At 63.8% G+C, this 24,821-nt stretch carries 20 protein-coding genes; 6 read left to right on the top strand and 14 right to left on the bottom strand.

Annotation, left to right across the window (positions count from 1 at the left end; genetic code table 11):
• Window positions 1-12: 12 nt before the first annotated feature.
• Complete coding sequence (gene gcvP, locus AC56QP_RS32815) at window positions 13-2,823, top strand: aminomethyl-transferring glycine dehydrogenase (RefSeq protein WP_489861767.1); 2,811 nt, start codon at window positions 13-15, stop codon at window positions 2,821-2,823.
• A gap of 1 nt (window position 2,824) precedes the next feature.
• On the opposite strand, the gene AC56QP_RS32810 is transcribed toward gcvP, so the two are convergent.
• The 9 genes from AC56QP_RS32810 to cpaB form a co-directional block, all read right to left on the bottom strand.
• Window positions 2,825-4,000, bottom strand: coding sequence for a GGDEF domain-containing protein (locus AC56QP_RS32810; RefSeq protein ID WP_489861768.1), 1,176 nt, complete (start codon window positions 3,998-4,000; stop codon window positions 2,825-2,827).
• A gap of 166 nt (window positions 4,001-4,166) precedes the next feature.
• Entirely contained in the window at window positions 4,167-4,637 is a 471-nt protein-coding gene (locus tag AC56QP_RS32805; protein WP_489861769.1) for a tetratricopeptide repeat protein, read from the bottom strand.
• Between the two features lie 323 nt (window positions 4,638-4,960).
• Complete coding sequence (locus AC56QP_RS32800) at window positions 4,961-5,923, bottom strand: type II secretion system F family protein (protein WP_489861770.1); 963 nt, start codon at window positions 5,921-5,923, stop codon at window positions 4,961-4,963.
• A gap of 1 nt (window position 5,924) precedes the next feature.
• Window positions 5,925-6,890 (bottom strand): type II secretion system F family protein, encoded by a 966-nt coding sequence (locus AC56QP_RS32795; RefSeq protein WP_489861771.1) that lies wholly within the window; start codon window positions 6,888-6,890, stop codon window positions 5,925-5,927.
• 4 nt (window positions 6,891-6,894) lie between these two features.
• On the bottom strand, window positions 6,895-8,316 hold the full coding sequence (locus AC56QP_RS32790) for a TadA family conjugal transfer-associated ATPase (protein ID WP_489861772.1): 1,422 nt from the start codon (window positions 8,314-8,316) through the stop codon (window positions 6,895-6,897).
• Window positions 8,313-9,527 (bottom strand): CpaE/TadZ family protein, encoded by a 1,215-nt coding sequence (locus AC56QP_RS32785; protein ID WP_489861773.1) that lies wholly within the window; start codon window positions 9,525-9,527, stop codon window positions 8,313-8,315. Before AC56QP_RS32785 ends, AC56QP_RS32790 begins: the two co-directional genes overlap by 4 nt.
• A gap of 34 nt (window positions 9,528-9,561) precedes the next feature.
• On the bottom strand, window positions 9,562-9,831 hold the full coding sequence (locus AC56QP_RS32780) for a hypothetical protein (RefSeq protein WP_489861774.1): 270 nt from the start codon (window positions 9,829-9,831) through the stop codon (window positions 9,562-9,564).
• Between the two features lie 4 nt (window positions 9,832-9,835).
• Window positions 9,836-11,254 (bottom strand): type II and III secretion system protein family protein, encoded by a 1,419-nt coding sequence (locus AC56QP_RS32775; RefSeq protein WP_489863457.1) that lies wholly within the window; start codon window positions 11,252-11,254, stop codon window positions 9,836-9,838.
• 59 nt (window positions 11,255-11,313) lie between these two features.
• A complete protein-coding gene (gene cpaB, locus AC56QP_RS32770; protein WP_489861775.1) occupies window positions 11,314-12,240 on the bottom strand; it encodes a Flp pilus assembly protein CpaB in 927 nt (308 codons plus the stop codon).
• Between the two features lie 235 nt (window positions 12,241-12,475).
• Here cpaB and parE point away from each other — a divergent pair, with 235 nt between their 5' ends.
• Both parE and AC56QP_RS32760 read left to right on the top strand, forming a co-directional pair.
• Complete coding sequence (parE, locus tag AC56QP_RS32765) at window positions 12,476-14,530, top strand: DNA topoisomerase IV subunit B (protein ID WP_256750471.1); 2,055 nt, start codon at window positions 12,476-12,478, stop codon at window positions 14,528-14,530.
• Between the two features lie 172 nt (window positions 14,531-14,702).
• Window positions 14,703-16,769, top strand: coding sequence for an FUSC family protein (locus AC56QP_RS32760; protein WP_489861776.1), 2,067 nt, complete (start codon window positions 14,703-14,705; stop codon window positions 16,767-16,769).
• Here AC56QP_RS32760 and AC56QP_RS32755 read toward each other — a convergent pair.
• Window positions 16,766-17,887, bottom strand: a complete 1,122-nt coding sequence (locus tag AC56QP_RS32755) for a DUF2336 domain-containing protein (protein WP_489861777.1) — start codon at window positions 17,885-17,887, stop codon at window positions 16,766-16,768. The genes AC56QP_RS32760 and AC56QP_RS32755 overlap by 4 nt on opposite strands.
• A gap of 151 nt (window positions 17,888-18,038) precedes the next feature.
• On the opposite strand from AC56QP_RS32755, the gene AC56QP_RS32750 reads away from it, so the two are divergent.
• Together AC56QP_RS32750 and AC56QP_RS32745 are read left to right on the top strand one after the other, a co-directional pair.
• Complete coding sequence (locus AC56QP_RS32750; protein WP_489861778.1) at window positions 18,039-18,491, top strand: MaoC family dehydratase; 453 nt, start codon at window positions 18,039-18,041, stop codon at window positions 18,489-18,491.
• A complete protein-coding gene (locus AC56QP_RS32745) occupies window positions 18,491-19,372 on the top strand; it encodes an HpcH/HpaI aldolase/citrate lyase family protein (RefSeq protein WP_489861779.1) in 882 nt (293 codons plus the stop codon). The genes AC56QP_RS32750 and AC56QP_RS32745 overlap by 1 nt, the downstream gene beginning before the upstream one ends.
• Window positions 19,373-19,374: 2 nt before the next feature.
• Here AC56QP_RS32745 and AC56QP_RS32740 read toward each other — a convergent pair whose 3' ends face one another.
• The 3 genes from AC56QP_RS32740 to AC56QP_RS32730 all read right to left on the bottom strand — a co-directional run bounded on the left by AC56QP_RS32740 (window position 19,375) and on the right by AC56QP_RS32730 (window position 22,657).
• A complete protein-coding gene (locus AC56QP_RS32740) occupies window positions 19,375-21,276 on the bottom strand; it encodes a CASTOR/POLLUX-related putative ion channel (RefSeq protein WP_497100915.1) in 1,902 nt (633 codons plus the stop codon).
• Window positions 21,277-21,463: 187 nt separating this feature from the next.
• A complete protein-coding gene (locus tag AC56QP_RS32735; RefSeq protein WP_489861781.1) occupies window positions 21,464-22,072 on the bottom strand; it encodes a flavin reductase family protein in 609 nt (202 codons plus the stop codon).
• The gene (locus AC56QP_RS32730; protein ID WP_489861782.1) at window positions 22,073-22,657 is read right to left on the bottom strand and encodes a nitroreductase family protein; all 585 of its coding nucleotides are present in this window, start codon (window positions 22,655-22,657) and stop codon (window positions 22,073-22,075) included.
• Window positions 22,658-22,814: 157 nt separating this feature from the next.
• Here AC56QP_RS32730 and AC56QP_RS32725 point away from each other — a divergent pair, with 157 nt between their 5' ends.
• A complete protein-coding gene (locus AC56QP_RS32725; protein WP_489861783.1) occupies window positions 22,815-23,777 on the top strand; it encodes an RgsD C-terminal domain-containing protein in 963 nt (320 codons plus the stop codon).
• 71 nt (window positions 23,778-23,848) lie between these two features.
• On the opposite strand, the gene AC56QP_RS32720 is transcribed toward AC56QP_RS32725, so the two are convergent.
• Window positions 23,849-24,787 (bottom strand): lysophospholipid acyltransferase family protein, encoded by a 939-nt coding sequence (locus AC56QP_RS32720; RefSeq protein ID WP_489861784.1) that lies wholly within the window; start codon window positions 24,785-24,787, stop codon window positions 23,849-23,851.
• Window positions 24,788-24,821 lie beyond the last annotated feature (34 nt).

Raw genomic sequence — 24,821 nt, 5'->3', positions numbered from 1 at the left:
GACTTGGACAAGATGACCGCAGCACCCTACCCCTTCTCGGCCCGCCACATCGGCCCGGGCCTCAATGACACCAGAGCGATGCTCGCCGCCATCGGCGTTCCCTCGGTCGAGACGCTGATCAGCCAGTCCGTGCCGAAGTCGATCCGGCTCGACCGGCCGCTTGCCTTGCCCGCACCGGCGAGCGAGGCGGAAGCGCTGGCCGAGCTTTCGGCGACGATGGCCAGGAATACGGTGCTGAAGAGCTTCATCGGCGCCGGCTATCACGGCGTCCACGTCCCGCCGGTCATCCAGCGCAACCTGTTCGAGAACCCGGCCTGGTACACGGCCTACACGCCCTACCAGGCCGAGATCAGCCAGGGTCGGCTCGAAATGCTGTTCAACTTCCAGACGCTGGTGGCCGAGCTGACCGGCCTGCCGGTGGCGTCGGCCTCGCTGCTTGATGAAGCCACAGCGGTCGCGGAAGCCGTCGGCATCGCGTTGCGCCACCATCGCGACAAGCGCACCAAGATAGCGCTTGCCGGCACGCCGCATCCGCAGACTCTGGACGTGGTGCGCACCCGCGCCGAGCCGCTCGGCATCGAGATCGACGGCGAGACGATCGACGACAACACCGCCGCTCTGCTCGTCTCCTGGCCGGACACGTTTGGCGTCTATGGCGATCACAAGGCCGCGATCGAAAAGGCCCGTGCGACCGGCGCGCTGGTCGTGTTCATCGCCGACCCACTCGGCCTGACGCTGACCGACGCCCCAGCAAAACTCGGCGCTGACATTGCTGTCGGCCCGATGCAGCGCTTTGGCGTGCCGATGGGCTTTGGCGGCCCGCACGCCGCCTATTGCGCCGTTTCCGACAAGCTGACGCGACTGATGCCCGGCCGCCTGGTCGGCCAATCCACCGACAGCAAGGGCCGTCCCGGCTATCGGCTTGCCCTGCAGACGCGCGAGCAGCATATCCGCCGCGACAAGGCGACCTCCAACATCTGCACCGCGCAGGCGCTGCTCGCCAACATGGCGACCGCTTACGCCATCTGGCACGGCCCCGCCGGCCTGCAGGCGATTGCCGGGCGCATACACGCGCTCGCCAACCGTCTGGCTAGCGGCCTCGAGGCGGCAGGCGTGTCGGTGCTGGGCGCCGGCCGTTTCGACACGGTGACGGTGGAAGCGAAGGGCAAGGCCGCGCAGATCGCGACGGCCGCCGAAAAGACCGGCCGGCTGCTGCGCGTCATCGACGCCGACCATGTCGGCATCAGCTTCGACGAAACCTCGACCGATGCCGATCTCGACGCGATCGCGGCGTTGTTCGGCGCCAAGGCTGGTCCCTCGGCCGGCAGCACGATGCCTGGCAAACCGCGCGGCAAGGAGTTCCTGACCCAGCCTGTCTTCCATGAAAACAAGTCGGAAACCGACATGATGCGCTTCCTGCGCCGGCTCGCCGACAAGGACCTGGCGCTCGACCGCGCCATGATCCCGCTGGGATCCTGCACCATGAAGCTCAACGCCGCCGCCGAGATGATGCCGGTGAGTTGGCCGAGCATCGCCAACCTGCATCCCTTCGCGCCGGCCGCGCATTCGGCCGGCTATCGCGCCATGATCGGCGAGTTGGAGGGCTGGTTGTCGGAGATCACCGGCTTCGACGCCGTCACCTTGCAGCCCAATGCCGGCAGCCAAGGCGAATATGCCGGCCTGCTCGCCATCCGCGGCTACCACCGCTCGCGCGGCGACAATCACCGCACCGTCTGCCTGATCCCGTCCTCGGCGCATGGCACCAACCCGGCGAGTGCCGCCATGGCCGGCATGAGCGTCGTCGTCGTGCGCTGCACCGACGACGGCAACATCGACATGGACGACATGAAGGCCAAGGCGGCCGAACATGCGCACAATCTCGCCGCGCTGATGTTCACCTATCCTTCGACGCATGGCGTGTTCGAGGAAGGCGCGCGCGACCTCTGCGCGCTGATCCATGAGCATGGCGGGCAGGTTTATTTCGACGGCGCCAACCTCAACGCCCTCGTCGGCCTGGCGCGGCCCGGCGACATCGGCGCCGATGTCTGCCACATGAACCTGCACAAGACCTTCTGCATCCCGCATGGCGGCGGCGGTCCCGGCATCGGCCCGATCGGCGTCAAGGCGCATCTGAAGCCCTATCTGCCCGGCCATGTCACCGAAGGCTCGGCCCATGCCGTGTCGGCGGCTCCGTTCGGCAGCGCCTCGATCCTGCCGATCACCTGGATGTACATCCGCATGATGGGCGCGTCTGGCCTCAAGCAGGCGACTGAAACGGCGATCCTGTCCGCCAACTATGTGGCAACGCGGCTCGGCGCGCATTTCCCCGTGCTCTACAAGGGGAGGCAGGGACGCGTCGCGCATGAGTGCATTCTCGACACCCGCGTGCTCAAGGACAGTGCCGGCATCAGCGTCGACGACGTGGCCAAGCGCCTGATCGACTATGGTTTCCATGCGCCGACCATGTCGTTCCCCGTTCCCGGCACGCTGATGGTGGAACCGACCGAGTCCGAGCCGAAGCGTGAACTCGATCGCTTCTGCGAGGCAATGATCGCCATATCAGGCGAAGCGGCAAAGGTCGCCAGGGGCGAATGGCCTTTGGCCGACAACCCGCTGGTCAACGCACCGCACACCGCCGCCGAGGCCCTGGCCGGCCAGTGGACCCACCCCTATTCGCGCCTGGAAGCAGCCTATCCCGCCGGCGATGCCGATACCGCCGCAAAGTACTGGCCGCCGGTGTCGCGCATCGACAATGTCGCCGGCGACCGCAACCTGGTCTGCTCCTGCCCGCCGCTGTCGGACTATCTGGGAGCCGCGGAGTAATTCACGCGGAGCGCAAGGCCGGCTTGATCGGTTCGGCCTTGCCCGTCCTTTTTTGGCTGATGACACAATTTCGCCCGGCGCGCTTGGCGGCATAGAGCGCCGCGTCGGCCTCGGCCAGTACTTCATCGAGGCTGCTGCCGCTTGCCTCGCCAAAGCCGATCCCGCCGCTGACCGTGCTGCGCAAAGGACCGTTCTGGGTGGCGACGATTTCGGTGCCGAAGGCAACGCCGATCTTGCTGGCGAGATCATACGCCCTCTCTTCGGTCATCCGCGACATGACGATGGCGAATTCCTCGCCGCCCAGGCGAAAGGCGTCGACGCCGGTCCTGGCATACTTCTTGATGACAGCGGCAAAGCGGCACAGGACCTGGTCCCCCACCGGGTGGCCATAGACATCGTTCGTCCTCTTGAAATGGTCGAGGTCAAACATGACGATGGACATGAACGGACCGAAAGTCCGCTCGCCATAGAGTGACTTCAACCCGCGACGGTTCATCAGTCCCGTCAACGGATCGGTCATGGTCTCGGCCTTCAGCTCGATCTGCGCCTGCAGATGGTGGAGGGACAGCGTCAATGCGCCGAGACCGGTCATGCAGGCCACCGCCACGACGGTATTCAGTCGTTCGGCCCAGTTGTCGGGCGCGGCCCCGAGCGTCCACTGCCCGCTGGTCAGCAGAACAAGACCGCAAAGGGCAAACGATACCGCACAGGTGCCGCTCAGAAACGAAACCACCAGCAGGATCCGCCGATCATGGCTGCCGTTGATCCAGAACATGGCCCCGATCGTCGCCAGCAGCGCGGTCACCGTCGTGTAGGTGATGATGAAGCCGACGCCATCAAGGCCGAAGAAGGTCACGACCGCACAAACGGCCATGGCGGCAAGCGTCGGCGCGACGGCACGCCGGTAGCCGGGCACGCCGAGATACTGCATGGCCGACAGGCACAGGATCAGGAACCCCAGACTGAGCAGCGCAAGCGCGATCTGGCAAAGCAGCGGATCAGGTTCCCTGGCGTACCGCCAGAACAGGATCACATGCGCGACGAGCACCAGAATGCCGCACGCCACCGTCAGGACGAAGCCTGCCTTGGGCGCGGCGAACCAGATCGCAAACATGGTGATGCTGAGGCAGGTGCCCGACAGCGCGGCTGCGAGCAGGAGCGAACTGAAGTCCAGCATGTTTGGAGAGGGCCCCTTGAGCGTCGGCGGTTGCGCTGCATTCTAGGTCAGCGACGGCCCTCAGATATGGTTTTCAGCTGATCTTTCGACCCGACCTGCGGAGAGGGTTTACAAAGTGTCGATGCCATGTGTCCCGAAACCGGACCGGCTGCCGGGACGCACCAGATCAACCCTTGTTCAGCAGAGCAAGGTTGGCGTTGACGACCGTGGGATCAGCCATGCCGGCCTTCGCTTCGAGCAGCAGCACCTTGGCCTTCTTCTTGTTGCCGCGCAGCAGTTGCGAATAGCCCATGTTGTTGACGATCTGCGGCTTGCGGCCGGCGACTTTCAAAAGCTGGCTGTAGGCGCGGTCGGCGAAGTCGAAGCGGCCGAGCTCGTCATAGGACGCGGCTAGCCCCATCCAAGCCTCTGCGTTGTCGGCCTTCAGCTCGACGGCCTTGCGGAAGTGCTGTTCGGCAAGACCGTAATTGGCGTCGCGAAACTGCGCCTTGCCTTGCGCCAGATCGGAGGTGTCGACGTCCTTTGCCGCCGGCTGAATAGCCGTGGTCTTGGTCTTGTCGATAGTGCTGGTCGAACAGCCGGTAACCATAAGAATGGCCGCCATCGCGGCCGCCGCCGTGAAAGTTGTATGACGCATGCCCCTGCCCCGTCGCCCGATTTGCCGGGTCGTTTCTTCAGGAATTACGATACAGAAGAGCGATTAAACTTCGGTGCCGAAATGCACCTAAGATTTGGTTTCCCGCACACCAGCCATTAACCACCAGGCACAGGCCGCAAGGCTTTCCTGTTCCCAGAGGAACCATTGCGGCAAAGGCGCGAGCGGAGTTCTCACGATCCTAGGATCTTGAGCGCCGCTGCCGTCATGGAGCAGCCGCATTTCTCAGCGCTCATTTGCCGGCTTTGCAAATCCCGACGTACCGCAGCCCTTGCAGGCCGGCCTCATCTGAAATCCAATACATCCTAATGCGAGGTCATCCTGACGATGATCGGGATGATCGCGATCATCAGCACCACCGGCAGGATGCACAACGTCACCGGCACCGACATCTTGGCTGGCAAGGCATGCGCCTTTTCCTCGGCCAGCGACATGCGCTTGTGGCGCATTTCGTCGGAAAAGACGCGCAGCGCCCCCGACAGGCTGGTGCCGAGCTCCTTCGACTGCTGCAACAACGTGGCGAAGGAGCGAACCTCGTCCAAGCTGAGACGGTCACCAAGCGCCTTCAGCGCATCATCGAGGCTGCGCCCTGCCCTCAGCTCCAGCGACACCAGCTGCAGGTTCTGGCTGAGCGCCGGATAAGTCTTGGCGAGTTCCCTCGAGACGCGCTCGATGCCGGCCTCCATGCTCATGCCCGCATCCGAGCAGACGATCATCAGGTCCATGAAATCGGGAAAGCCGTTGCGGTATTCGCGCCTCTTTTCCCGCACCTTCTGGCTCAGCACCAGGCCCGGCAGGAAATAGCCGGCCGCGCCTGACAGGATGACGAATGTCCAACGGCTGGCCATTGTCGCGTCCGGACTGGCCATCCACTGGTTGAGCCCGAAGACACCGATCGCCGTGCCGATCATCGCCGTGAACCGGACAAGGAAAAACATGCCGACGGCGCGCGGTTCCATGTAACCCGCCTGGATGAGCTTCATGCGCAGCCGGGCGACATTTTCCGGGTCGCTCCTGGCATAGAATTCCTGTGCCTTCTTGACTGCCTTCTCGCGCACCACGCCGGCATTCTTCTTCTGCACCGGCTCGGGCTTCGCGGCCACGGGACCGTCGTCGACCTTGAGCCGGCGCTTGACTTCGTTACGGTCGCCCTTCGCCGCCACCATCGGCCAAGCGACAGCGATAGCGCCGGCGGCCAGCAGCATGATGGCCACCGGCATCAGCGAGGTCGGTGCGAGCGAGGCGAGGAATTCGACGAAGCCCTGCATGTCAGAACCGGAAATTCGACATCTTGAACATCATCAGATTGCCCAGCATCAGCCAGGTGATCGACCCGCCGATCAGGTACCAGGTTTTCGGCACACCCCAGACGTCGCGATAAAACTCAGGCATCAGCGCCATGATGGCGGCAAACAGCAGTGCCGGTATTGCCGTCAGAATATAAGCCGACATGCGGCCTTCGGTCGAAATGGCCCGCACCTTGCGGCGCAGCTTGCCGCGCTCGCGGATCGTCGCCGACAGGCCATCGAGGATCTCGCGCAGATTGCCGCCCGAACTGGTCTGGATCGAGACGGCGGTGACGAACAGCGGCAGGTCCTCATGGCCAACCCGGTCGAACAGCGAGTTCAACGCCGAAACCAGATCGGATCCATAGGTCACTTCGTCGGCGATGACGCCGAACTCGGTGCCGATCGGGTCGGGCATCTCACGCGACACCATGGCGATCGCCACCGGCACCGGATGGCCGGCCTTCAGGCCGCGCGTGATCAGTTCCAGTGCCTCCGGCAGTTGCACGCCGAACCGCTTCAGCCGGCGCTTGCGCATGGAACGCATCGTCATCACCGGCACCACCGGCACCAGCACGACAAACAGCACGAGCCCCATCAATAGCGGCAAGCCGTACCAGATGGCGACCAGAGCGGCGGCGAATGCCACGCCGGAGGTGATCATCAGGAATTTCGGCTGCGGCATGATCATGCCAGACTGGGTGCGCAGCGCACGAAACCGGTCCGGCGAGAACACCGATGTCCCCGCATCGAGGCCGCGCTCCTTGCGCAGCTGGATCAGCACCTGCTCCTGGCTGATCTTGTTTCCCTGCAGCTTCATGCGCCGGTTGATGGCACTCCGCTTGTCGCTGCGGCCGGCGTAAAGCAGATAGCAGGCCTCGGCGATGAGGACGCCGGTAAGCGCGGCTGCAGCATAGATGACATAGATCGCGCTGAACCCGTCGAACACTTGGCTACTCCTGCGGCCGGCCGGGTTCGAAGTATCGCCCGGGGAATTCGATGCCCATGGCGCGCAGATCCTCGAGGAAACGCGGCCGGATGCCGGTCGCCTCGTAGTAACCGAGGATCTTGCCGTCGGCCTCCATGCCGGTGCGCACGAAGCGGAAGATCTCCTGCATCTGGATGACGTCGCCTTCCATGCCGGTCACCTCGGCGACGCTGGTCACCTTGCGCTTGCCGTCGGACAGGCGTGTCAGCTGGACGATAAGGTCGAGTGCGCTGGCGATCTGACTGCGGATCGATTGCACCGTCATCGGCATGCCGGTCATGCCAAGCATCTGCTCAAGGCGCGAAATGGCGTCGCGCGGCGTGTTGGCATGGATGGTCGCCATCGATCCTTCGTGGCCTGTATTCATCGCCTGCAGCATGTCGAAGGCTTCTTCGCCGCGGCACTCCCCGAGAATGACGCGGTCGGGACGCATGCGCAGTGCGTTCTTGACGAGATCGCGCTGCTTCAGTTCGCCATGGCCTTCGATGTTGGCCGGGCGCGTCTCCATGCGCGCGACATGCGGCTGCTGCAACTGCAACTCGGCCGCGTCCTCGATGGTGATCAGCCGCTCGTCTTCGGGAATAAAGGCCGACAGCGCGTTGAGCATGGTCGTCTTGCCGGTGCCGGTACCACCCGAAATGATCGTCGTCTTGCGGGCGTGGACCGCCGCGGCCAGCACTTCGGCCATGTTCTGGGTGATGGCGCCGAATTCGACCAGCTTGTGCAGGCCGAGCTTGTTCTTGGAGAACTTGCGGATCGACACCAACGGCCCGTCGACGGCGACCGGCCGGATGGCGGCGTTGAAACGCGAGCCGTCCAGCATGCGCGCGTCGACCATCGGCTGGGATTCATCGACGCGGCGGCCGACAGCTGCAACGATTTTGTTGATGATGCGCAAGAGATGCGCCTCGTCCTTGAACGGAATGTGAACCTGCTGCAGCTTGCCCTTCTTTTCGACAAAGCAGTTCTGATGGCCGTTGATCAGGATGTCATTGATGTCGGGATCCTTGAGCAGCGGCTCCAGCGGGCCGAGACCAACCATCTCGTCGACAATGTCGTCGACCAGCGCGCCAAGCTCGGCGGTGTTGATCGCCATCCGCTCCTGCTTGGTTTTTTCCGACACGAAATCATGCACCTGGCGGCGCATCTCATCCTTGGGCAGACGCTCCAACGCGACAAGATTGATCTCCTCGAGCAGCAGCCGGTGGATGCGCACGCGAGCATCGAGCACCTTGTTGGCATTCTTCGCAGGCGCTGCTTCCGGCTTTGCCGGCAAGGCCTTTCGGCTCGTCGGGATGACGACGGCATTATGCGCGACCGGCGTTGGCTCGGCAGCGCGCTGCGGACGCGCATCGCGGTTCTGCAGGGTGGAGAAGCGGCTGCTCATCCTGCTTTCCTCTTCAGCAATTCCCTGCCCATGCCAAACAGCGAACGCGATTTCGTCCGGGTTGGGACCGCTTCCTCTGGCAGGATGATCTTCTTCAGGTCGTTGATGACATTGGCGTTCGGATCGATCTCGTGCAGCGGCACGCCACGGTCGACCGCCTCACGCACCAGACGGTAGTTGTTCGAAATGCCGCCGACGAAATGCTCGCCAAGGATCTCCTGGACGTCGGCTTGCTTGATGCCATTGTCGAACATCTTCTGCTCGAAACGGTTGACGATGACGTTCGGCTTCACTTCCTTGCCCACGGTCTCATAGACCGCCTGGATCAGCCGCTGCGTGTGGCGCAGGCACGGCACCGTCATTTCGGCGACGATGTAGAGCTTGTTGGAACCGAGCAGCACGGTCTCCGTCCACGGAAACCAGGTGCGTGGCATGTCGATGACGACATTGTCGAAATACGCCGAGACAAGATCCAGCATACGCACCACGACATCGGTCTTGAACGAGCGCATCTCGGCGGGATGCGTCGGCGCCGCCAGCACGCAAAGCCCGCTGGCATGCTTGGACAGCATCACGTCGAGCAGTTGCCGGTCGAGGCGCTCGGGCTGGTTCTCGATCTCGGTGATGTCGAAGCGCGGCTCGAGGTCGAGATATTCGGCACAGGCGCCCTGCTGGAAATTGAGGTCGACCACGCAGGTAGAGGCGCCGCGCGTTACCGAGTGATGCAGCTGGAAAGCAGTCTGCAACGCCAGCGTCGTGGTTCCGACGCCGCCCGCGGCCGGCATGAAGGTGTAGATCTGCGACTCGGTGTTTTCCTCGCGCCCAGGCCCTTGCAGCGCACGGACGACGGAACGCACGAGGTCGGCGGTGCCGATCGGCTTGACCAGGAAATCCGCGACCTTGAGCTGCACGAGGATGCGCACCGCGGCCGCGTTGAATTCCTGGGTGACGACGACGACAGGCACCTTGCCCTCCAGCCGGCGCATGATGCGCTGCAGCGACTCGACCTCCTCCAGTTTTGCCGCGTCCATGTCGACGATGATCACGCCGAAATCGGCCTCCTGGATCTCGCCGCGCAGTTCGCTGACATTCTTTTCCACGGTCGCGAGTTGGATGATCTCGGAGGAGGCGAATGCGGTCCGCGTATCCTGCACAAACGTCCTGTCGGTCGATATGAGCAGGATCTTCCTGGTCTTGGTGCCGTTTGCCATTCTTGTCAGCCTGTCAGGTCAGTCGACCATTGGATCAGTTGGTTGTGGTATTCTGTGACGCCTTCGCACTGGCCGCCTGATCGGGGGTGACGGCCGGCGCGCTGTCGCGCTGGGCGGGCACCAGGAGCTTGGTGTTCTGGACGCCGTATTTCCACGGATCGACCATCTGCATGACGGTGTTCGCGGCCTGTGCGTTGCCGGCGTCCGTCGTCACCCCTTCGCTGCGTACATAGTCGTCGCTGGTGCAGCCGGCGGCGAAGCCGGCAAGCAACAGGGTGAAGCACAATCCTCGAACCAGACGCATGACTTCAATCCTTTGGCAGGTCGAGAAAATGGCCGGCCGTGGTGGCCGCCGCGGGTTGCATGACGCGGCCATCGGCCAACGCGACAGTGCGGCCGGGATCGGAGCCCTTCACTTCCTCGGTGTTGTTGAGGAAATAATCGACGTTGCTGGCCGGCTGCGTGCCGTCGGTCGGTTCGACGAGCTTCTTCGACGGGTCAACCGGTTTGACCAGGTACGGCGTGACGATGATGACCAGATCGGTCTCGCGCCGCTGATAGGATTTCGACGAAAACAGGGCTCCAAGCACCGGCATCTTGCCGAGGCCGGGAATGCGCGACGTGGTGATGTCGTTTTGCGACTGCAGCAATCCGGCGATCATGAAGCTCTGGCCGTTCTTCAGGTCGACCGACGTCTTGGCGCGCCGCACGATGAAGCCGGGCACCGAAATGCTGCCGATGTTGTAGGAGGCCGAAGCGTCGATCGAGGAGACTTCCGGCGCGATGTCCAGGCTGACCAGCCCATCCTTGAGCACCGTCGGCGTGAAATCCAGGCTGACGCCGTATTTCTTGTAGCTGACGGAAATCTTGCCATTGTCCTCGGAGACCGGGATCGGGAATTCGCCGCCGGCGAGGAAGCTGGCCGTTTCGCCGGAGCGGGCGATAAGGTTCGGCTCGGCCAGCCGCCGGGCCAGGCCGCGCTCCTCCAGCGCCTTGATGGCAATATCGATCGATACGCCGTTCGACAAAAGCCGGCCGATGATCTCACCGGTGCCGGCGGCCGGTACCGAACCCGGATCGAGCGTGACGTCGCGCCCGCCAATGCCGTAGGCGAAATTGGCGCTGTATTTGGCACCCAGATCCTGGCCCGCCTGGCGATTGATCTCGACGAAGCGGACATTGAGCTGGACCTGCTGCGATGACGAGATGTTGACCGAGTTGATCACTTCCTCGTTGCCGGAAAATCGCGTCGCGATCTTGTTCGCCTTTTCGGCGGCGACCGCGTCATCCGCCTCGCCCGACAGCACGACACGGCCATTGGCCGAGCCGACCTTGATCCTGGCGTCCGGCACGCTGGCGCGGATGGTGCTCGCCAACTGGTCGGTGTCGAGCGTCACCTCGATGTCGATGGTGCCGACAAGCTGCTTGTTCTGATCGAACAGAGCAACGCCGGTGGTGCCAAGGTTGTTGCCGAGCACATAGAAGGACTTGTCGGTCAGCGGATTGACGTTGGCGATCTCCGGATCGCCGATGACGATCTGGTAGAAGGCAGCACTCGTCATGATCGTCTTCGGCTTGCCCTTCGCCACCTTTATCGACGCATTCTTGGTCGACGACACATAGACGATGTCGTTGTCGGCCCTGGCCGGGGCGCCGAAAGCCAGCGTCGCGGCAGCGGCCAGCGAAGCCGCGACAGCCAGGCTACGCAAAACGCGCAACCTTCCCATAGTCCGATACGTGATCAGCCCGAGCATTGTCCCGTCCCTCACCCAGTCCCCACTGGCTTCTATTTCTGGTCCCGTGAAGGAACCTGATATTCCTCGGCCTTCGTGCCGCGCGTTACGATAATCGTCTTGAACTTTGGCTTCTCCGGCTCCTTCGGCATGGCATCGAACAGCGATCCTGCCGTCGCCTTGACGTTGGATGCCACCGACCCGCCGAAGGATGAGATGGTGGTGACGCCGTTGTTGCCGTCGCCGCCTTCGCTGGCCGAGCGAAGCGACAGCGACAGCGTGCCGACGGTGCGGGCAAGCGCCACTTTCTGCGCGCCGTCGGTCGTCACCTCGATGGTCACCGAATTGGCAATCTGCGGCGTCGTCTGGCGCACGTCCGCGCCCTGCCCGACACTCAGCACCTTGGCGTCGGCGACGACGATCTCGGAGGTAATCGTCGAACCGGCCGCCCCTTGCGCATTCTTGGCCACCTCCTGGATTTCGCCGGCGTCGCGCGTCAGCACGACATCGACGCGGTCGCCCGGGGTGACGAAGCCGCCGACACCTGCAATCTCGTCGGTGCGGATGGTCACCGCCCGCATTCCGGGCGTCAGCATGTTGGAAAGCGTCGCGCGGCCATTTGCCCCCGACAGCTTGGTGAGCAGCACCGGTTCGTTGACCTCGATCGGCGACAGCACCACGCGACTGCCTTCGCCAAGCAACCCGTCGATGGTGGCGAAGGCGCCTTGCGGCAAGGAATCCTGCGGCCAGGGGATTTCGCTGAGCTTCGCGCGGTCGAGTTCCATGCCATAACGCAATGGGGCACTCGCCACCACGATGGTCTTGAACTCGATCCTGGGTGCCGCGGGAGGGGCGATCGACGCCGTCTTCTCCTCGGAATCGGCCTTGGCCTGGCTCTTGACCCAGAAATCCGCGGCAAAAATCGAGATCGCGCCGAAAACGGCAGCGATGCCGATCATCGTTATGGCCTTGCCCCTCACGCCGAAACCCCTGATGCCCGCAGTTTCTTGTTTTGTTGGGCTCACGCTAGGCGGCATTGTTAAAGAATCAGGAATCTTGGCACGTGGCATCGGACCTATTTCCGCCAGCTTGGTTATCGAATGGTTTTGGGTTAAGACAGGCAGATCCCCGAACGGAACAGGAACCTCGGTCGCTCGGCGCTGAAAAGCGTGGCAGTATCACGGGGTGATTCGCAGCACGGACCCTATGGCAGGCATGGACGACAACAACGATCTCTTCGGCAATCTGGACAAGCAGCCGCAACCGGTTCGCACACCGGCGCGCCCGGCGGACCCGCTGGTGCAGGCCACCAAGCGTCCCGCCGCGACCAAGGATGGCAGCGAGGGCTATAGTGCCGCCGACATCGAAGTGCTGGAAGGGCTGGAGCCGGTGCGTCGCCGGCCAGGCATGTATATCGGTGGCACCGACGACAAGGCGATGCACCATCTGTTTGCCGAGGTGATCGACAACTCGATGGACGAGGCCGTCGCTGGCCACGCAACCTTCATCGATGTCGAACTTTCCGCCGACGGCTATCTCGCCGTCACCGACAATGGCCGCGGCATCCCGGTCGATCCGCATCCGAAATTCAAGAAACCCGCGCTCGAAGTGATCATGACGACGCTTCACTCGGGCGGCAAGTTCGACTCGAAGGTCTACGAGACCTCGGGCGGCCTGCATGGCGTCGGCGTTTCCGTGGTCAACGCGCTGTCGGACCATCTCGAGGTCGAGGTCGCGCGGGGACGGCAGCTTTATCGGCAAAAATTCTCGCGTGGTGTTCCAGTGACCGGCCTGGAGCAACTCGGTGAGGTTCATAACCGGCGCGGCACAAAAATACGGTTCCATCCCGACGAGCAGATTTTCGGCAAGGGCGCCGCGTTCGAACCGGCGCGGCTCTACCGCATGACGCGCTCAAAAGCCTATCTGTTCGGCGGCGTCGAAATCCGCTGGACCTGTGATCCGTCCCTGATCAAGGAAAAGGACCAGACGCCGGCCAAGGCGGAATTCCATTTTCCCGGCGGCCTGAAGGATTATCTAAAGGCATCGCTCGGCGACGACTTCCAGGTGACGCGCGAAATCTTCGCCGGCAAGAGCGACAAGCAAGGCGGCCATGGCTCGCTCGAATGGGCGGTAACCTGGTTCGGCGGCGATGGTTTCATCAATTCCTACTGCAACACCATCCCGACCGGTGAAGGTGGCACCCACGAGGCCGGCTTCCGCAATGTGCTGACTCGGGGCCTGCGCGCCTATGCCGATCTCGTCGGTAACAAGCGCGCCTCGATCGTCACCTCGGAAGATGTCATGATCTCGGCGGCCGGCATGCTGTCGGTGTTCATCCGCGAGCCCGAATTCGTCGGCCAGACCAAGGACCGGCTGGCGACGATCGAGGCGATCCGCATTGTCGAGAGCGCGATCCGCGATCCGTTCGACCATTGGCTGGCCGACAATCCGCAAGAGGCCTCGAAGCTGCTCGAATGGGTGATCGCCCGCGCCGACGAGCGGGTGCGTCGCCGCCAGGAAAAGGAAGTGTCGCGCAAAAGCGCGGTGCGCAAACTGCGGCTGCCGGGCAAGCTCGCCGACTGCACGCAGAATGCCGCCGCCGGCGCCGAACTCTTCATCGTCGAAGGTGATTCGGCTGGCGGCTCGGCCAAGCAGGCGCGTGATCGCGCCAGCCAGGCGGTGCTGCCGCTGCGCGGAAAAATCCTCAATGTCGCCAGCGCCGGCAACGACAAGCTTGCCGGCAACCAGCAGATTTCAGACCTGATCCAGGCGCTCGGCTGCGGCACACGGTCGAAATACCGTGATGAGGATTTGCGCTACGACCGCGTTATCATCATGACCGACGCCGACGTCGACGGCGCCCACATCGCCTCGCTGCTGATTACCTTTTTCTATCAGGAAATGCCGGCCCTGGTGCGCGGTGGCCACCTCTTCCTGGCGGTACCGCCGCTCTACTCGATCAGGCAAGGCGGCAAGGTCGCCTATGCCCGTGACGATGCGCACAAGGACGAGCTTCTGCGCACCGAATTCACCGGGCGCGGCAAGGTCGAGCTTGGCCGCTTCAAGGGGTTGGGCGAGATGATGGCCGCGCAGCTCAAGGAAACCACCATGGATCCGAGGAAGCGCACGCTGCTTCGGATCGACGTGATCGACGCCGAGGCGGCAACCAAGGATGCGGTCGACGCACTGATGGGCACCAAGCCGGAAGCCCGCTTCCGCTTCATCCAGGAACGCGCCGAATTCGCCGAGACGGAAGTGCTCGATATCTGAACATCGTCTGCTCCAGAGCGGTTCATCGTTTCACGGAAACGCCGAGCCACCCTATCTCTTTGTTTTGACGCAATTCCCAAGGGAAAGCGCTGTGCGCTCTTCCCGGGAAAACCGTTTCACACTTTTCCTGGGATTGCTCTAGCTTGTTGGCGTCGAGTGCGGAGATGAGCGATTGACCTGGGACCGGCTGCGCAGCGGTTTTGTGGCGAGGTTTGCCGCCCTGACCCAGCCGACACGCTCGGACTGGATTTTCGCCCTCCGCACCGTTTCGGCCGGCTTGATGGCGCTTCTGGTCGCCTACGCCCTCAAGCTCGACCACCCGCAATGGGCAATGATGACGGTGTTCATCGTCGCCCAACCCGTTGCCGGCATGGTGCTTGCGAAAGGCTTCTACCGGTTGCTCGGCACGCTTGCCGGCGGCGTCGCCGCGATCGGCATTATCACGGTCTTTGGCGCCAACCCCTGGGTGCTGGTGACCGTGCTTGCCGTCTGGATCGGCATCTGCACCTTCGTCTCGTCGCTGCTGCGCAATCCCGAAGCTTACGGTGCCGCCCTTGCCGGCTACACCGCGATGATCATAGGCTTGCCCTCCTTCGGACAGCCCCACCTCGTTGTCGATCTCACGGTCGCGCGTTGTGCCGAGATCGTGCTCGGTATCGTCTGCGCTGGCCTGACCAGCCGGCTGATCCTGCCAAAACTGGCCAGCGACGCCATCATCTCGCGGCTGAAACGCTGCATTCTCGATCTCGCCACCTATGCCGGCGGCGCGTTCTCCGGAGGCGATGCGGCAACGCTCTCCGGCCTGCATCGAAAGCTGGTCGCCGACACCCAGACGCTCGGCGAGATGCGCGCCTATGCCAGGCTCGAAGCGCCGAGCTTCGCGCCGCGCGCCCATCCGGTCCGGCGCACCATCGGACAACTGCTCTCCGCCCTGTCGGCGGCTCGCACGCTGCATTCCCACGCCGCTCCGAAGAACGCGGCACTCATACCGGTGCGCTCAGAGCTGCAGGCCCTTGTCACCGAGCTGGCGGCCAGGCCGGGCGCGCTCGACGACACGGCGCCCTGGGTGGAACGGCTCGACGCGATCTCGACCAAGGCACGGCAGATGCCCGATGCATCGCTCGACCAGGGTGATGACAGGGTCGGCACCGTCACCCGCCTCATCATCGCCGCCGATTTCGCCGAGGCCCTCAAGCAGGTCCTGCGCGGCCTCGACGCCCTGCGCGCGCCTGCCGTGCGCTCGGTCCGGGGCAGCAGGCAGCCCGCTCTGGTGGTGCACCGCGATTACCCCGGCGCATCGCGCAACGCCGTACGCGCCGCCCTCGCGACGCTGCTGGTCGCGGCTTTCTGGCTGACGACCAAATGGACGGAAGCCGCCGGCACCGTCATCCTCGTTGCCGTCGTATCGAGCCTGTTTGCCGCGCGGCCGGACCCGGTCCAGGTGTCCTGGGGCTTCTTCAAGGGAACGCTGCTCGCTTTGCCCTTTGCCTTTCTCGTCGGCCAGATCGCGTTGCCCGCCCTGCCCGGCTTCGGCTGGTTCATGCTGTTTGTGGTGCCTATCCTGGTGCCAACGGCCCTGGCCATGGCCAATCCGCGCTTTGTTGGCGTGGCGACGGCCTTCGCCATCAACTTCCTCGCCTTCCTCAGTCCGCATCAGGCGATGACCTATGATCCTGGCCCGTTCCTCGCGGGATCGGCCTCGATCCTGGTCGGCATCCTGCTGGCAATCGGTGTCTTCATCGTCGTGCTGCCTGCCAATCCGTGGCTGGCGGCCAACCGCATCGTGCGCGCCATGCGCGAGGATCTGGCGCGGCTTTGCCTGCATGAGCGCGTGGCGAGGCGTTCGGCGTTCGAGAGCCTCGCCTATGACCGCATCAACCAGTTGATGCCGCTGGTGCAGAATGCCGGCAGGAAAGGCGATGCGGTTCTGGGCGGCGGTGTCGCCGCCGTCACGGTCGGCCTCGAAATCCTGCGGCTGCGTAGCGCAAGCCAAGGCCATGCCATCCCGTCCGAGACCGCGCTTTCGATCGCCAACTTCCTGAAGGGGCTGGCGCGCGAGCTGCTCTTCCGCGCTCCGGGCGATCCGCAGACAGCGACCGTCGCCGTCGCTCGCAAATATGCGGCGTCCATCGCCCGGCGAAACGACACCGGTGAATTGCTGCAGATCGCGGCATCGCTGCGCATCATCGCCGCCGCGATGGACGATTTCCCGGACTTTTTCGCGAAGAATAAAGGTTAAGCCGCCGCGATCGCCAGCGCATGGCCGCGCGCATTCTCACGCAGAGCATCGAGATGGATCGATTTGACCAAGGCGGCGAGATCGCCTTCCGCCGACTGTCCGCCCACTTCCTTGAGCATCAGCCAGCTGACCTCCTGCACTCCAGCGACGCGCTTGCCGTTGGCGACCTCGCGCCAGATCTTCAGCGCCCGCAGGATGACGGCATGCGTGGCGGCGGCGAGGCCAGCGCTGCGAAACAGCGCCTGCAGAGCCACATCGTGCCCGCCGGCCAGCAACGCCCTGACCCTTTGTTCGGACTGCTGGCTGAGCGCGACCAGCGCCGAGCCGAAGAAATCGACCTTGCCGTGCGCGATGGTGCGGATGAGGAAGCTGGCGGTAAGATCGCCGCGCAGGCGCAGATGTTCGATCAGCGCCGAATGTTCTTCCTGACGCGTGCCCTCGATCAGCGTCACCGAGGCCTTGATGCAAGCGTCGCGCATGACCCGGTCAGCCCGGGCGGCGCCCATCAACGCCATGACCAGCGGCGACGTCTTGAGCATTTCACCGAGCTTGACGAGCAGCATATGCCGGCAGTCGGCAGGCAGGCGGGCGTCTGATATCAGCGCCTCGCGCACCAAAGGCAGGTGCCCATGGCGTTCGGCCATGCGGCGAAAGCTGAGCGAGGCGATCTCGGCGCCGCCGTTGGCGAGCAACACGGCACAGGCTTCCGCCTCGCCGATCTCGGCGATGGCCGCCGATAGCGCCATCGAGACGAGCGGCCGATCGGCGATCAATTTTTGCGTCACTTTCGGACTGCTGGCCACGCGGTTGATCAAATCGGCGTCGGTGAGCAGCGGCGAGCGCGCCAGCACCACGCCGGCGACTTCCGGCTGGTCGGAGGCCAGCGCGCTGATGATCTGCAGCGGCGCGTGGTGGCTCATGGACAGCGCGTCGGCCATCGCCAGCCGCACCTTTGACGAGGCGTCGTCGAGCAGCAGCGTCAGCGCCGCCTCGGCGGCGCAGCGATCCTCGAAAGGCAGGTCGGAATTGACATAGGCTCGAGCCAGCGCGTTGGCCGCGGCGGCGCGCTCCGAGACCCTGGCTGTGCAAATCCACCTCAAAAAATGCGAAACGACCATGCCGCCTGCCTATGCCCCTCACCAGAATGCTTCTGGCCCCGCGGAGACGGTAGGCAGAAATGGTTTACGAACGGTTCACCATGTTCATTAACTGGCTTGCGAGCGTGGTTTGCAGCGCCTATCAACCGTCAAGCAGCGGAGGAGAAGGAAAATGGCCGGGCTTTATCTCCAGGAGTTCGTCGTCGGCCATGTCTTCCAGCACACACTGCGCAAGACCGTCACCGAGAGCGACAACATGCTGTTTTCGGTGATGACGCTGAACCCGCAGCCGCTGCATATCGACTTCGACTTCGCCGCCAAAAGCGAATGGGGCAAGCCGCTGGTCAACTCGCTGTTCACGCTCGGCCTGATGATCGGCATTTCGGTCAATGACATCACCGTTGGCACCACGGTCGCCAATCTCGGCATGAAGGAAACCGTGTTTCCGCATCCGGTTTTCCATGGCGATACCGTCCGCGTCGAAACAACGGTGATTTCGGTGCGTGAATCAAAATCGAAGCCTGATCGCGGCATCGTCGAATTCGAGCACCGCGCCTACAACCAGCATGGCGACCTTGTTGCCAAATGCACCAGGCAGGCCATGATGCTGAAGAAGGCGGCCTGATGCGTTCGCTGCTGTTCGTCCCCGGTGATTCGGAGAGGAAGCTGGAGAAGGGCTTTGGCGCCGGCGCCGACGTGGTCATCGTCGACCTCGAGGATTCCGTGGCGCCTCAAAACAAGGCGCTGGCGCGCGAGATCGCGGCACGTTTCGTCGCCAGCCACAGGACGCAAACCGGCTCCGCGATCTATGTCAGGGTCAACGACCTTTCGACCGGGCAGACCGATGACGATCTGGCGGCGCTCGTTTCAGCCAGGCCAGACGGCATCATGCTGCCGAAGTCGAACAGCGGCCAGGATGTGCAGCATCTCTCGGCAAAGCTCAGGGTTCGCGAGGCCGAAAACGGCTTGGCCGACGGCGCGATCAAGATCCTGCCGATCATCACCGAAACACCGGCGGGCGTGCTGGCGGCGGCGACCTATGCCGGGGCAAGCGCGCGACTTGCCGGCCTTACTTGGGGGGCAGAGGACCTGTCCGCGGCGCTCGGCGCGCGCGCGGCGCGCGACGAGCGAGGCCGCTACACCGATGTGTTCCGCCACGCGCGCCTGACGACCATCCTTGCGGCAGCTGCTGCGGAAGTCGCGGCGATCGACACCGTCTTTCCGAATTTTCGCGACATGGCCGCCTTCGAAGCGGAATGTGCCGAGGCGGAGCGCGACGGCTTCACCGGCAAGATGGCGATCCACCCCGATCAGGTACCCGTCATCAACGCCGCTTTCACGCCTTCGCCCGAGGCGGTGAGACAATCGGCGGCAATCGTCGCGGCGTTCCACGCGGCGGGAAACCCCGGCGTCGTCGGCATCGACGGCAAGATGGTCGACCGACCGCATCTGCGGCTGGCCGAACGGCTTCTGGCTCGGGCCAGGGCAGCCGGGATTTCCGCTTAGTCTCAGTCTCGCGCCAGCACGATGATCCGGTCCTCCGGCAGATAGGCCAGCGCTTCCGACTTCAGCGGGTTGACGGTCACCCCGCCCAGCGCCCGCTGGTCGGTGTCTCCGGCGCGGATGCGTCGGTGACCTATGGCGATCTCGCCGCGCAGCCGCGCCGATTCCGCGATCGTCCAGAAGGTCAAAGGTCGGTCGATGGCGACATAGTCGGCGACCGGACGCATGTAGATTTCAGAACCCTTCTCGTCGAGCAGGTCATCGAAGATCGCGGCGAGGTGTTGGTTCTCGGACGCCTGCGCCAGCATCAGGCTGACCAGCCTGTTGCTGACGACGAAGTCATCGGCCTTGGTCACCGCCGCAAGCTCCCGGTTGCGCACATCGATCATCTCGCTGACGATGCTGATGTGCAGGCCGGCATCATCGGCGATCTTGCGCAGATGCAGCAGCGTCACCAGCGTGCGCGTATCGGCCGGCTGCGCTGCCATGGTTTCGCTGTAGCCGAGGACGAGCACGTGGTCGTAGGAAGGCACATCCAGGCCTGCCAGCGCGGTGCTGCTCGACGTATCGGTGACGCGGCAATTGACCGTCAGATTGTCGCCGGCGACCGGCAGTTCGGCAACTTCCTGCTGGAGGCCGGGCGTATCGGCGGCGATGGTCAGGATCGAACCAGGCGCGACGTAGCGCGACAGTTCGTAGGTGATGATCGGGCCGCGCCGGTTCCAACCAAGGATCAGCATGCGCTCAGGCTTCGCCTCGACGGGCCGCTGGCCGCGGAGCGCCGCCGCGTCGATCTTGATCCCAGCGGTTCCCGGCTTTATCGCGGCATCGTCCTCGGCGATGATAATGGCGCGCATGTCCTTGGCGATCACAAGATCCGACGGCGGGTTGAGACTGACGCGCCCCTTGGCGTCGCAAAGCCCGATCAGTGTGCAGTGCTCAAACGCCATCACCGCCTCGCCGAAGATCTTGCCGGTGAGATCCGGTTGCTCGATCGTGTAGATTTCGCAGCCGTCGAAATCGAGCAGCTCCGAATAGACGCCGCTCAGACCCGATTGCCGGCTCGAATGCACGACGATGCGCGAGATCAGCTGGTCGGCCAGCACGAGCTGCACCTCGGCTCCGCCGACGACGCGGGCGACCTCGGCGTTCTTGCCATCGCGGATCTCGGCCGCGATGTTGTAGGGGTCGGCGCGCCGGTTCGGGTCGTTGACCAGCGCCAGCACCGTCTTGATGACCTGCGAATCCGGATCGTCGCCGTCGGGCGACAGAACGATGACCGAGCGCGAGGTCTGGGGATTGACGATGGCCAGGTCGTAGAGATCGGTCGGGTCGCCGCTGCGGCAGATGATGCGCGTGTTGCCCAGTTTGCCGACCTTGGCCGCGATCTCGTCCTCCATCTCGACCTTGTCCATATTGGCCATGACGACGATGCGCGGATGGCGGCGGCTGGCATTGGCAATGACGAGTTCGGAGATGACGTCGAAGATCGACGGCGACCAGTTGAGGATGATGGTGTGGTCGGTCTCCAGCACCCGCGAACGGCCCTTGCGCAATTCATCGAGCTTGCCGTCGACGCCGGCGCTGAGCACGCCGATGAGAGCCGAGACGACGAAGATGCCGGCCAGCGTGACCAACAACATGACGAGACGGAACGCCCAGCCAGTGTCGCCGCCCATCGTGCCGGAATCGAGCGTGCGCATCAGCGCTTCCCAGAACGCTTCGACAAAGTTCAGCGGCTCGCCGCCTTCCGGCGCGATGCGGGTCACCGCAAGGAAACCCGCGGCGGCGATGATGATCAGCAGGGAAACGACGGCGAGCCAGCCGATCAGCGCGATCGGGCCGGCGGCCATGCTCTTGTCAAAGCCGTAGCGCAGCCGGGTTCCCAGCGAGTCTCGCTTCTTCATGTAGCCTGCGCCCCGCACTATCCCCAAGGTCGATGCGCCAACCCCAACGCACCGCCGAAGCCGCTCTCTTAGCGTGTGTTCTAACAAAGGGGAAATCGCTTTCGCCTTTTCACGGCCGATCGCTCAGGGCCGCATACCGGCCTTCCCGACTGAAGCATTGGGATTGCGGACGGGCCGAATCGGCGGGTCAGTCCGTGCCCCAGCGCGGCCGGCGCATCGAAAACACCTCGTCGACGCTGGCATAATCCATGTAGCCGAGACGAGCGACGTTGCCGGCCTTGGTGATGTCGAACAGGCCGTCCTTCAGGAAGGCATCGTCGATGTGCACGCCGACCACTTCGCCTGCGACGACGACAGCGCTCGTCGGCGTTCCATCGAGCCCCCTTGGCCGAAAGACCTCCGTCACCTGGCATTCGAGCGCCGCCGGTGCTGCCGCCACGCGTGGCGGCGCGACGAGGCGCGACGGCGCCATGGCAAGGTCGGCATAGACGAACTCGTTGACGCCGCGCGGTGCGCTGACCGAGGTGCGGTTCATCTTCTCCACGAGATCGCGACTGACGAGATTGGCGACGAACTCGCCGGTTTCCTGGGCGAAGGTAGCGCTGTCCTTCTCGCCTTCGGAGGAGAACCAGACGATGAAAGGCCGGGTCGAAACGGCGTTGAAGAAGGAATATGGCGCGAGATTGATCTCGCCGGCCGCGTTCAGCGTCGAAATCCAGCCGATCGGGCGCGGCGCCACGATCGCCTTCGATGGGTCGTGCGGCAGCCCGTGGCCCTTTGACGGCTCGTAGAACATTCAGCCCACCCACGGCCCCGAATAGTCGCCGTAAAGCTTTGCCGGATCTGGCCGTGGCCGCTCCGGTGCCGGGCCCGCATAGGAGCCGATATGGACAAAGCCAATGACGCGCTCCTGCGGCGCCAGCCCCAGCAGCGCCCTGCCCTCCGGCACGTCGGAATACCAGTTGCTGATCATGTTGGTGCCATAACCCAGCGCGTTGGCCGCGATCATCAGGTTCATCGCCGCCATGCCGCCGGACAGGAACATCTCCCATTGCGGGATCTTGGGATTCTCCCTCGGGATCGACACGACGCCGATGACCAGCGGTGCGCGCGAGAACCGCGCCAATTCCTGGTTGCGGCGGCCCTCCGGCAAAGGTCCTTCCCGCTGTTCGGCGAGGGCAGCCAGTTGTCTGCCGATCTCGACGCGCGCATCGCCACGGTAGAGGATGAAACGCCAGGGTTCGAGCCGGCCGTGGTCGGGCACACGTGAGGCGGCGGCGATCATAGTCGCGATGTCCGCGTCATTCGGCGCCGGCTCCTTGAGGTCCGGGATCGGCGCTGAATTTCGGGTAAGCAGAAAGTCGATGATCGGCGACGCCATGGGCGCAAGTCTCCTAGAACTCTTGTTTTGAGCTGAAGCGCGCCATCGGGAACAGGGGCGGCTCGGACATTGGCGCGGGCGGCGCCGGACGGAAGAGTCCTGTCGATCGGACTCTTAAGCCTTGAAATTGCCACCGCCATGGGCTTCAACGCAAGGCATGTTTGAGGGGACACTGCGTCTTTTCCTGATCTGGCTCTGTGCCGCGCTGTTCATCGCGCCGGTTTCGATGGCTGCTGCGCAGCAAAAGGACGGCATCAGCGACCTGAAGCTGCCCGGCATTTCGAGCTATGCGACGCCGAAAAGCGAAACACCGCTCGCGCTCGGTGGCGGCGGCGCCATCACGCTGTCCGCCCAGCTGACCGACAAGGGTTCCGACATCACCCGCGGCATCGTCTGGCGCGTCTTCAAGCCCGAAGCCGTCAACGGCAAATTGCCAATGGTCGCTTCCGCGCATGGCGGCACCGCCGTCTTCCAGCTCGAACCCGGCAGCTATCTGGTTCATGCCTCCTATGGCCGGGCCGGCGCCACCAAGCGCATCACCGTCGGCAAGGACACCAAGCGCGAAAACCTGGTGCTCGACGCCGGCGGGCTCAAACTTGACGCCGTACTGTCCGGCGGAGTGCGCATCCCGCCCAAGAATCTGCGCTTCTCGATCTACGAAAGCCACGCCGAGCCCAATGGCGACCGCGCGCTGATCATCCCCGACGTCGAACCCAACACTGTCGTTCGGCTCAACGCCGGCATCTACCACGTCGTCTCCACCTATGGCGCGGTCAACGCGGTCATCCGCTCCGACATCCGCGTCGAAGCAGGCAAGCTGACGGAAGCCACGGTCGAGCACCACGCGGCCGAGATCACGATGAAGCTGGTGCGCGAAACCGGTGGCGAGGCAATCGCCGACACCTCCTGGTCGCTGCTCAACGAATCCGGCGATCCGATCAAGGAAACCGTCGGCGCCTTCGCCTCCATGGTGCTTGCCGAGGGCGACTACACCATCATCGCCAAGAACCGCGACCGCATCTACCAGAAGGATTTTACGGTCGTGGCCGGACAGAACCAGGAAATCGAGGTTCTGGCCACCGAGGCAGCGGCGATGGACCCCGAGGAAGGCGCGGATTAGCCTTCTGGCGGACGCTTCGGAAAATGCCCGTTTCTTTGACCTTAAGTCAGCACCGTACGTGGATGCTGATTTCAGGCTGCTAGCTTGGTCCGCGCCGGCAGAAACGGAATCTTGCGACGCGCTGTGATTGGCGCCAGATCGAACACCCCGCGATGAAGGCGATCGAGCAATGCCTTGCGGTCACGCAATGGTTCCAGCTCGCTCCAGCTCAGCACATCGCCGACGCGCACGTCGATCGCCTTGCCCGACAGCCGCGCGAATTCGTGAATGAGCAGCGAAATGCGTAGCGTCAGCGAGGCCTTGCCGACGAATTTCGCCACCCGGCCGTCGCGCTCGGCCATGTTCATCGGGCCGCTGACCAGATGGAAAAGCCGGCCGTTCTGCCCGGAAAAATGCATCGGAATGACGGACGCCCTGGCGTCCTGGACGAGACGTGCCGGAAACATCTTCCATGGCAGGTCGCGCGCCCGGCCAAAGCCTTTCGGCGCGGTGGCAACGCCCCCGGCCGGAAACACCACGATGGTGACGCCTTCCTTGAGTAGCCGCACCGCCTCGTGGCGCACGGCCATGTTGTTTTTCAGCGCGTCCTTGGTCTCGGAAAAGTCGATCGGGAGCGAATAGGGTTCCATCTCGCGGATCTTGAGCAGGTCCTTGTGGATCATCACCCGGAACGGCCGCCCCAGTTGCTCGGCCAGCGACAGCACGGCAATGCCGTCGCCGATGCCGAACGGATGGTTGGCGACGATCACCAGCGGCGTATCCGGCAATTGCGCGGGCGGCCATTGATCGGCGGTCCGTATCCGCACGTCGATCAACTCGAGCATGCGGCTGAACACGCGCTCGCCGGTCGGCACGACCTGGCGGCGCCAGAAATCATAGAGCGCCGTATAGCGATCGCGTCCCGACAGGCCTTCGATGGAATGGATGACCCAGCGCGTCAGCGCCGGCTGGCGCGGATTGGCATAGGAAAGCTCGGGAAACGGTTTTTCGCGCGTCTTCAGTTTGAGCATGAGGGCTCGTTACAAGGTTGGCGTGACAGGGATA

It is taken from the genome of Mesorhizobium sp. RCAM 05104 (assembly GCF_059683645.1).
The sequence above is the reverse complement of the archived record's forward strand: the minus strand, read 5'-3'. Positions and strand labels throughout refer to the sequence as shown.

Excerpts from the sequence above, each read along its gene's own strand:
- AC56QP_RS32730 (WP_489861782.1), bottom strand. The coding sequence starts at position 22,657 with ATGGCGTCGCCGATCATCGACTTTCTGCTTACCCGAAATTCAGCGCCG.
- AC56QP_RS32775 (WP_489863457.1), bottom strand. The coding sequence starts at position 11,254 with ATGGGAAGGTTGCGCGTTTTGCGTAGCCTGGCTGTCGCGGCTTCGCTG.
- AC56QP_RS32720 (WP_489861784.1), bottom strand. The coding sequence starts at position 24,787 with ATGCTCAAACTGAAGACGCGCGAAAAACCGTTTCCCGAGCTTTCCTAT.
- AC56QP_RS32735 (WP_489861781.1), bottom strand. The coding sequence starts at position 22,072 with ATGTTCTACGAGCCGTCAAAGGGCCACGGGCTGCCGCACGACCCATCG.
- AC56QP_RS32800 (WP_489861770.1), bottom strand. The coding sequence starts at position 5,923 with ATGCAGGGCTTCGTCGAATTCCTCGCCTCGCTCGCACCGACCTCGCTG.
- gcvP (WP_489861767.1), top strand. The coding sequence starts at position 13 with ATGACCGCAGCACCCTACCCCTTCTCGGCCCGCCACATCGGCCCGGGC.
- AC56QP_RS32725 (WP_489861783.1), top strand. The coding sequence starts at position 22,815 with ATGTTTGAGGGGACACTGCGTCTTTTCCTGATCTGGCTCTGTGCCGCG.
- AC56QP_RS32805 (WP_489861769.1), bottom strand. The coding sequence starts at position 4,637 with ATGCGTCATACAACTTTCACGGCGGCGGCCGCGATGGCGGCCATTCTT.
- AC56QP_RS32750 (WP_489861778.1), top strand. The coding sequence starts at position 18,039 with ATGGCCGGGCTTTATCTCCAGGAGTTCGTCGTCGGCCATGTCTTCCAG.
- parE (WP_256750471.1), top strand. The coding sequence starts at position 12,476 with ATGGACGACAACAACGATCTCTTCGGCAATCTGGACAAGCAGCCGCAA.
- AC56QP_RS32755 (WP_489861777.1), bottom strand. The coding sequence starts at position 17,887 with ATGGTCGTTTCGCATTTTTTGAGGTGGATTTGCACAGCCAGGGTCTCG.
- AC56QP_RS32785 (WP_489861773.1), bottom strand. The coding sequence starts at position 9,527 with ATGGCAAACGGCACCAAGACCAGGAAGATCCTGCTCATATCGACCGAC.
- AC56QP_RS32780 (WP_489861774.1), bottom strand. The coding sequence starts at position 9,831 with ATGCGTCTGGTTCGAGGATTGTGCTTCACCCTGTTGCTTGCCGGCTTC.
- AC56QP_RS32745 (WP_489861779.1), top strand. The coding sequence starts at position 18,491 with ATGCGTTCGCTGCTGTTCGTCCCCGGTGATTCGGAGAGGAAGCTGGAG.
- AC56QP_RS32740 (WP_497100915.1), bottom strand. The coding sequence starts at position 21,276 with ATGAAGAAGCGAGACTCGCTGGGAACCCGGCTGCGCTACGGCTTTGAC.
- AC56QP_RS32790 (WP_489861772.1), bottom strand. The coding sequence starts at position 8,316 with ATGAGCAGCCGCTTCTCCACCCTGCAGAACCGCGATGCGCGTCCGCAG.
- AC56QP_RS32810 (WP_489861768.1), bottom strand. The coding sequence starts at position 4,000 with ATGCTGGACTTCAGTTCGCTCCTGCTCGCAGCCGCGCTGTCGGGCACC.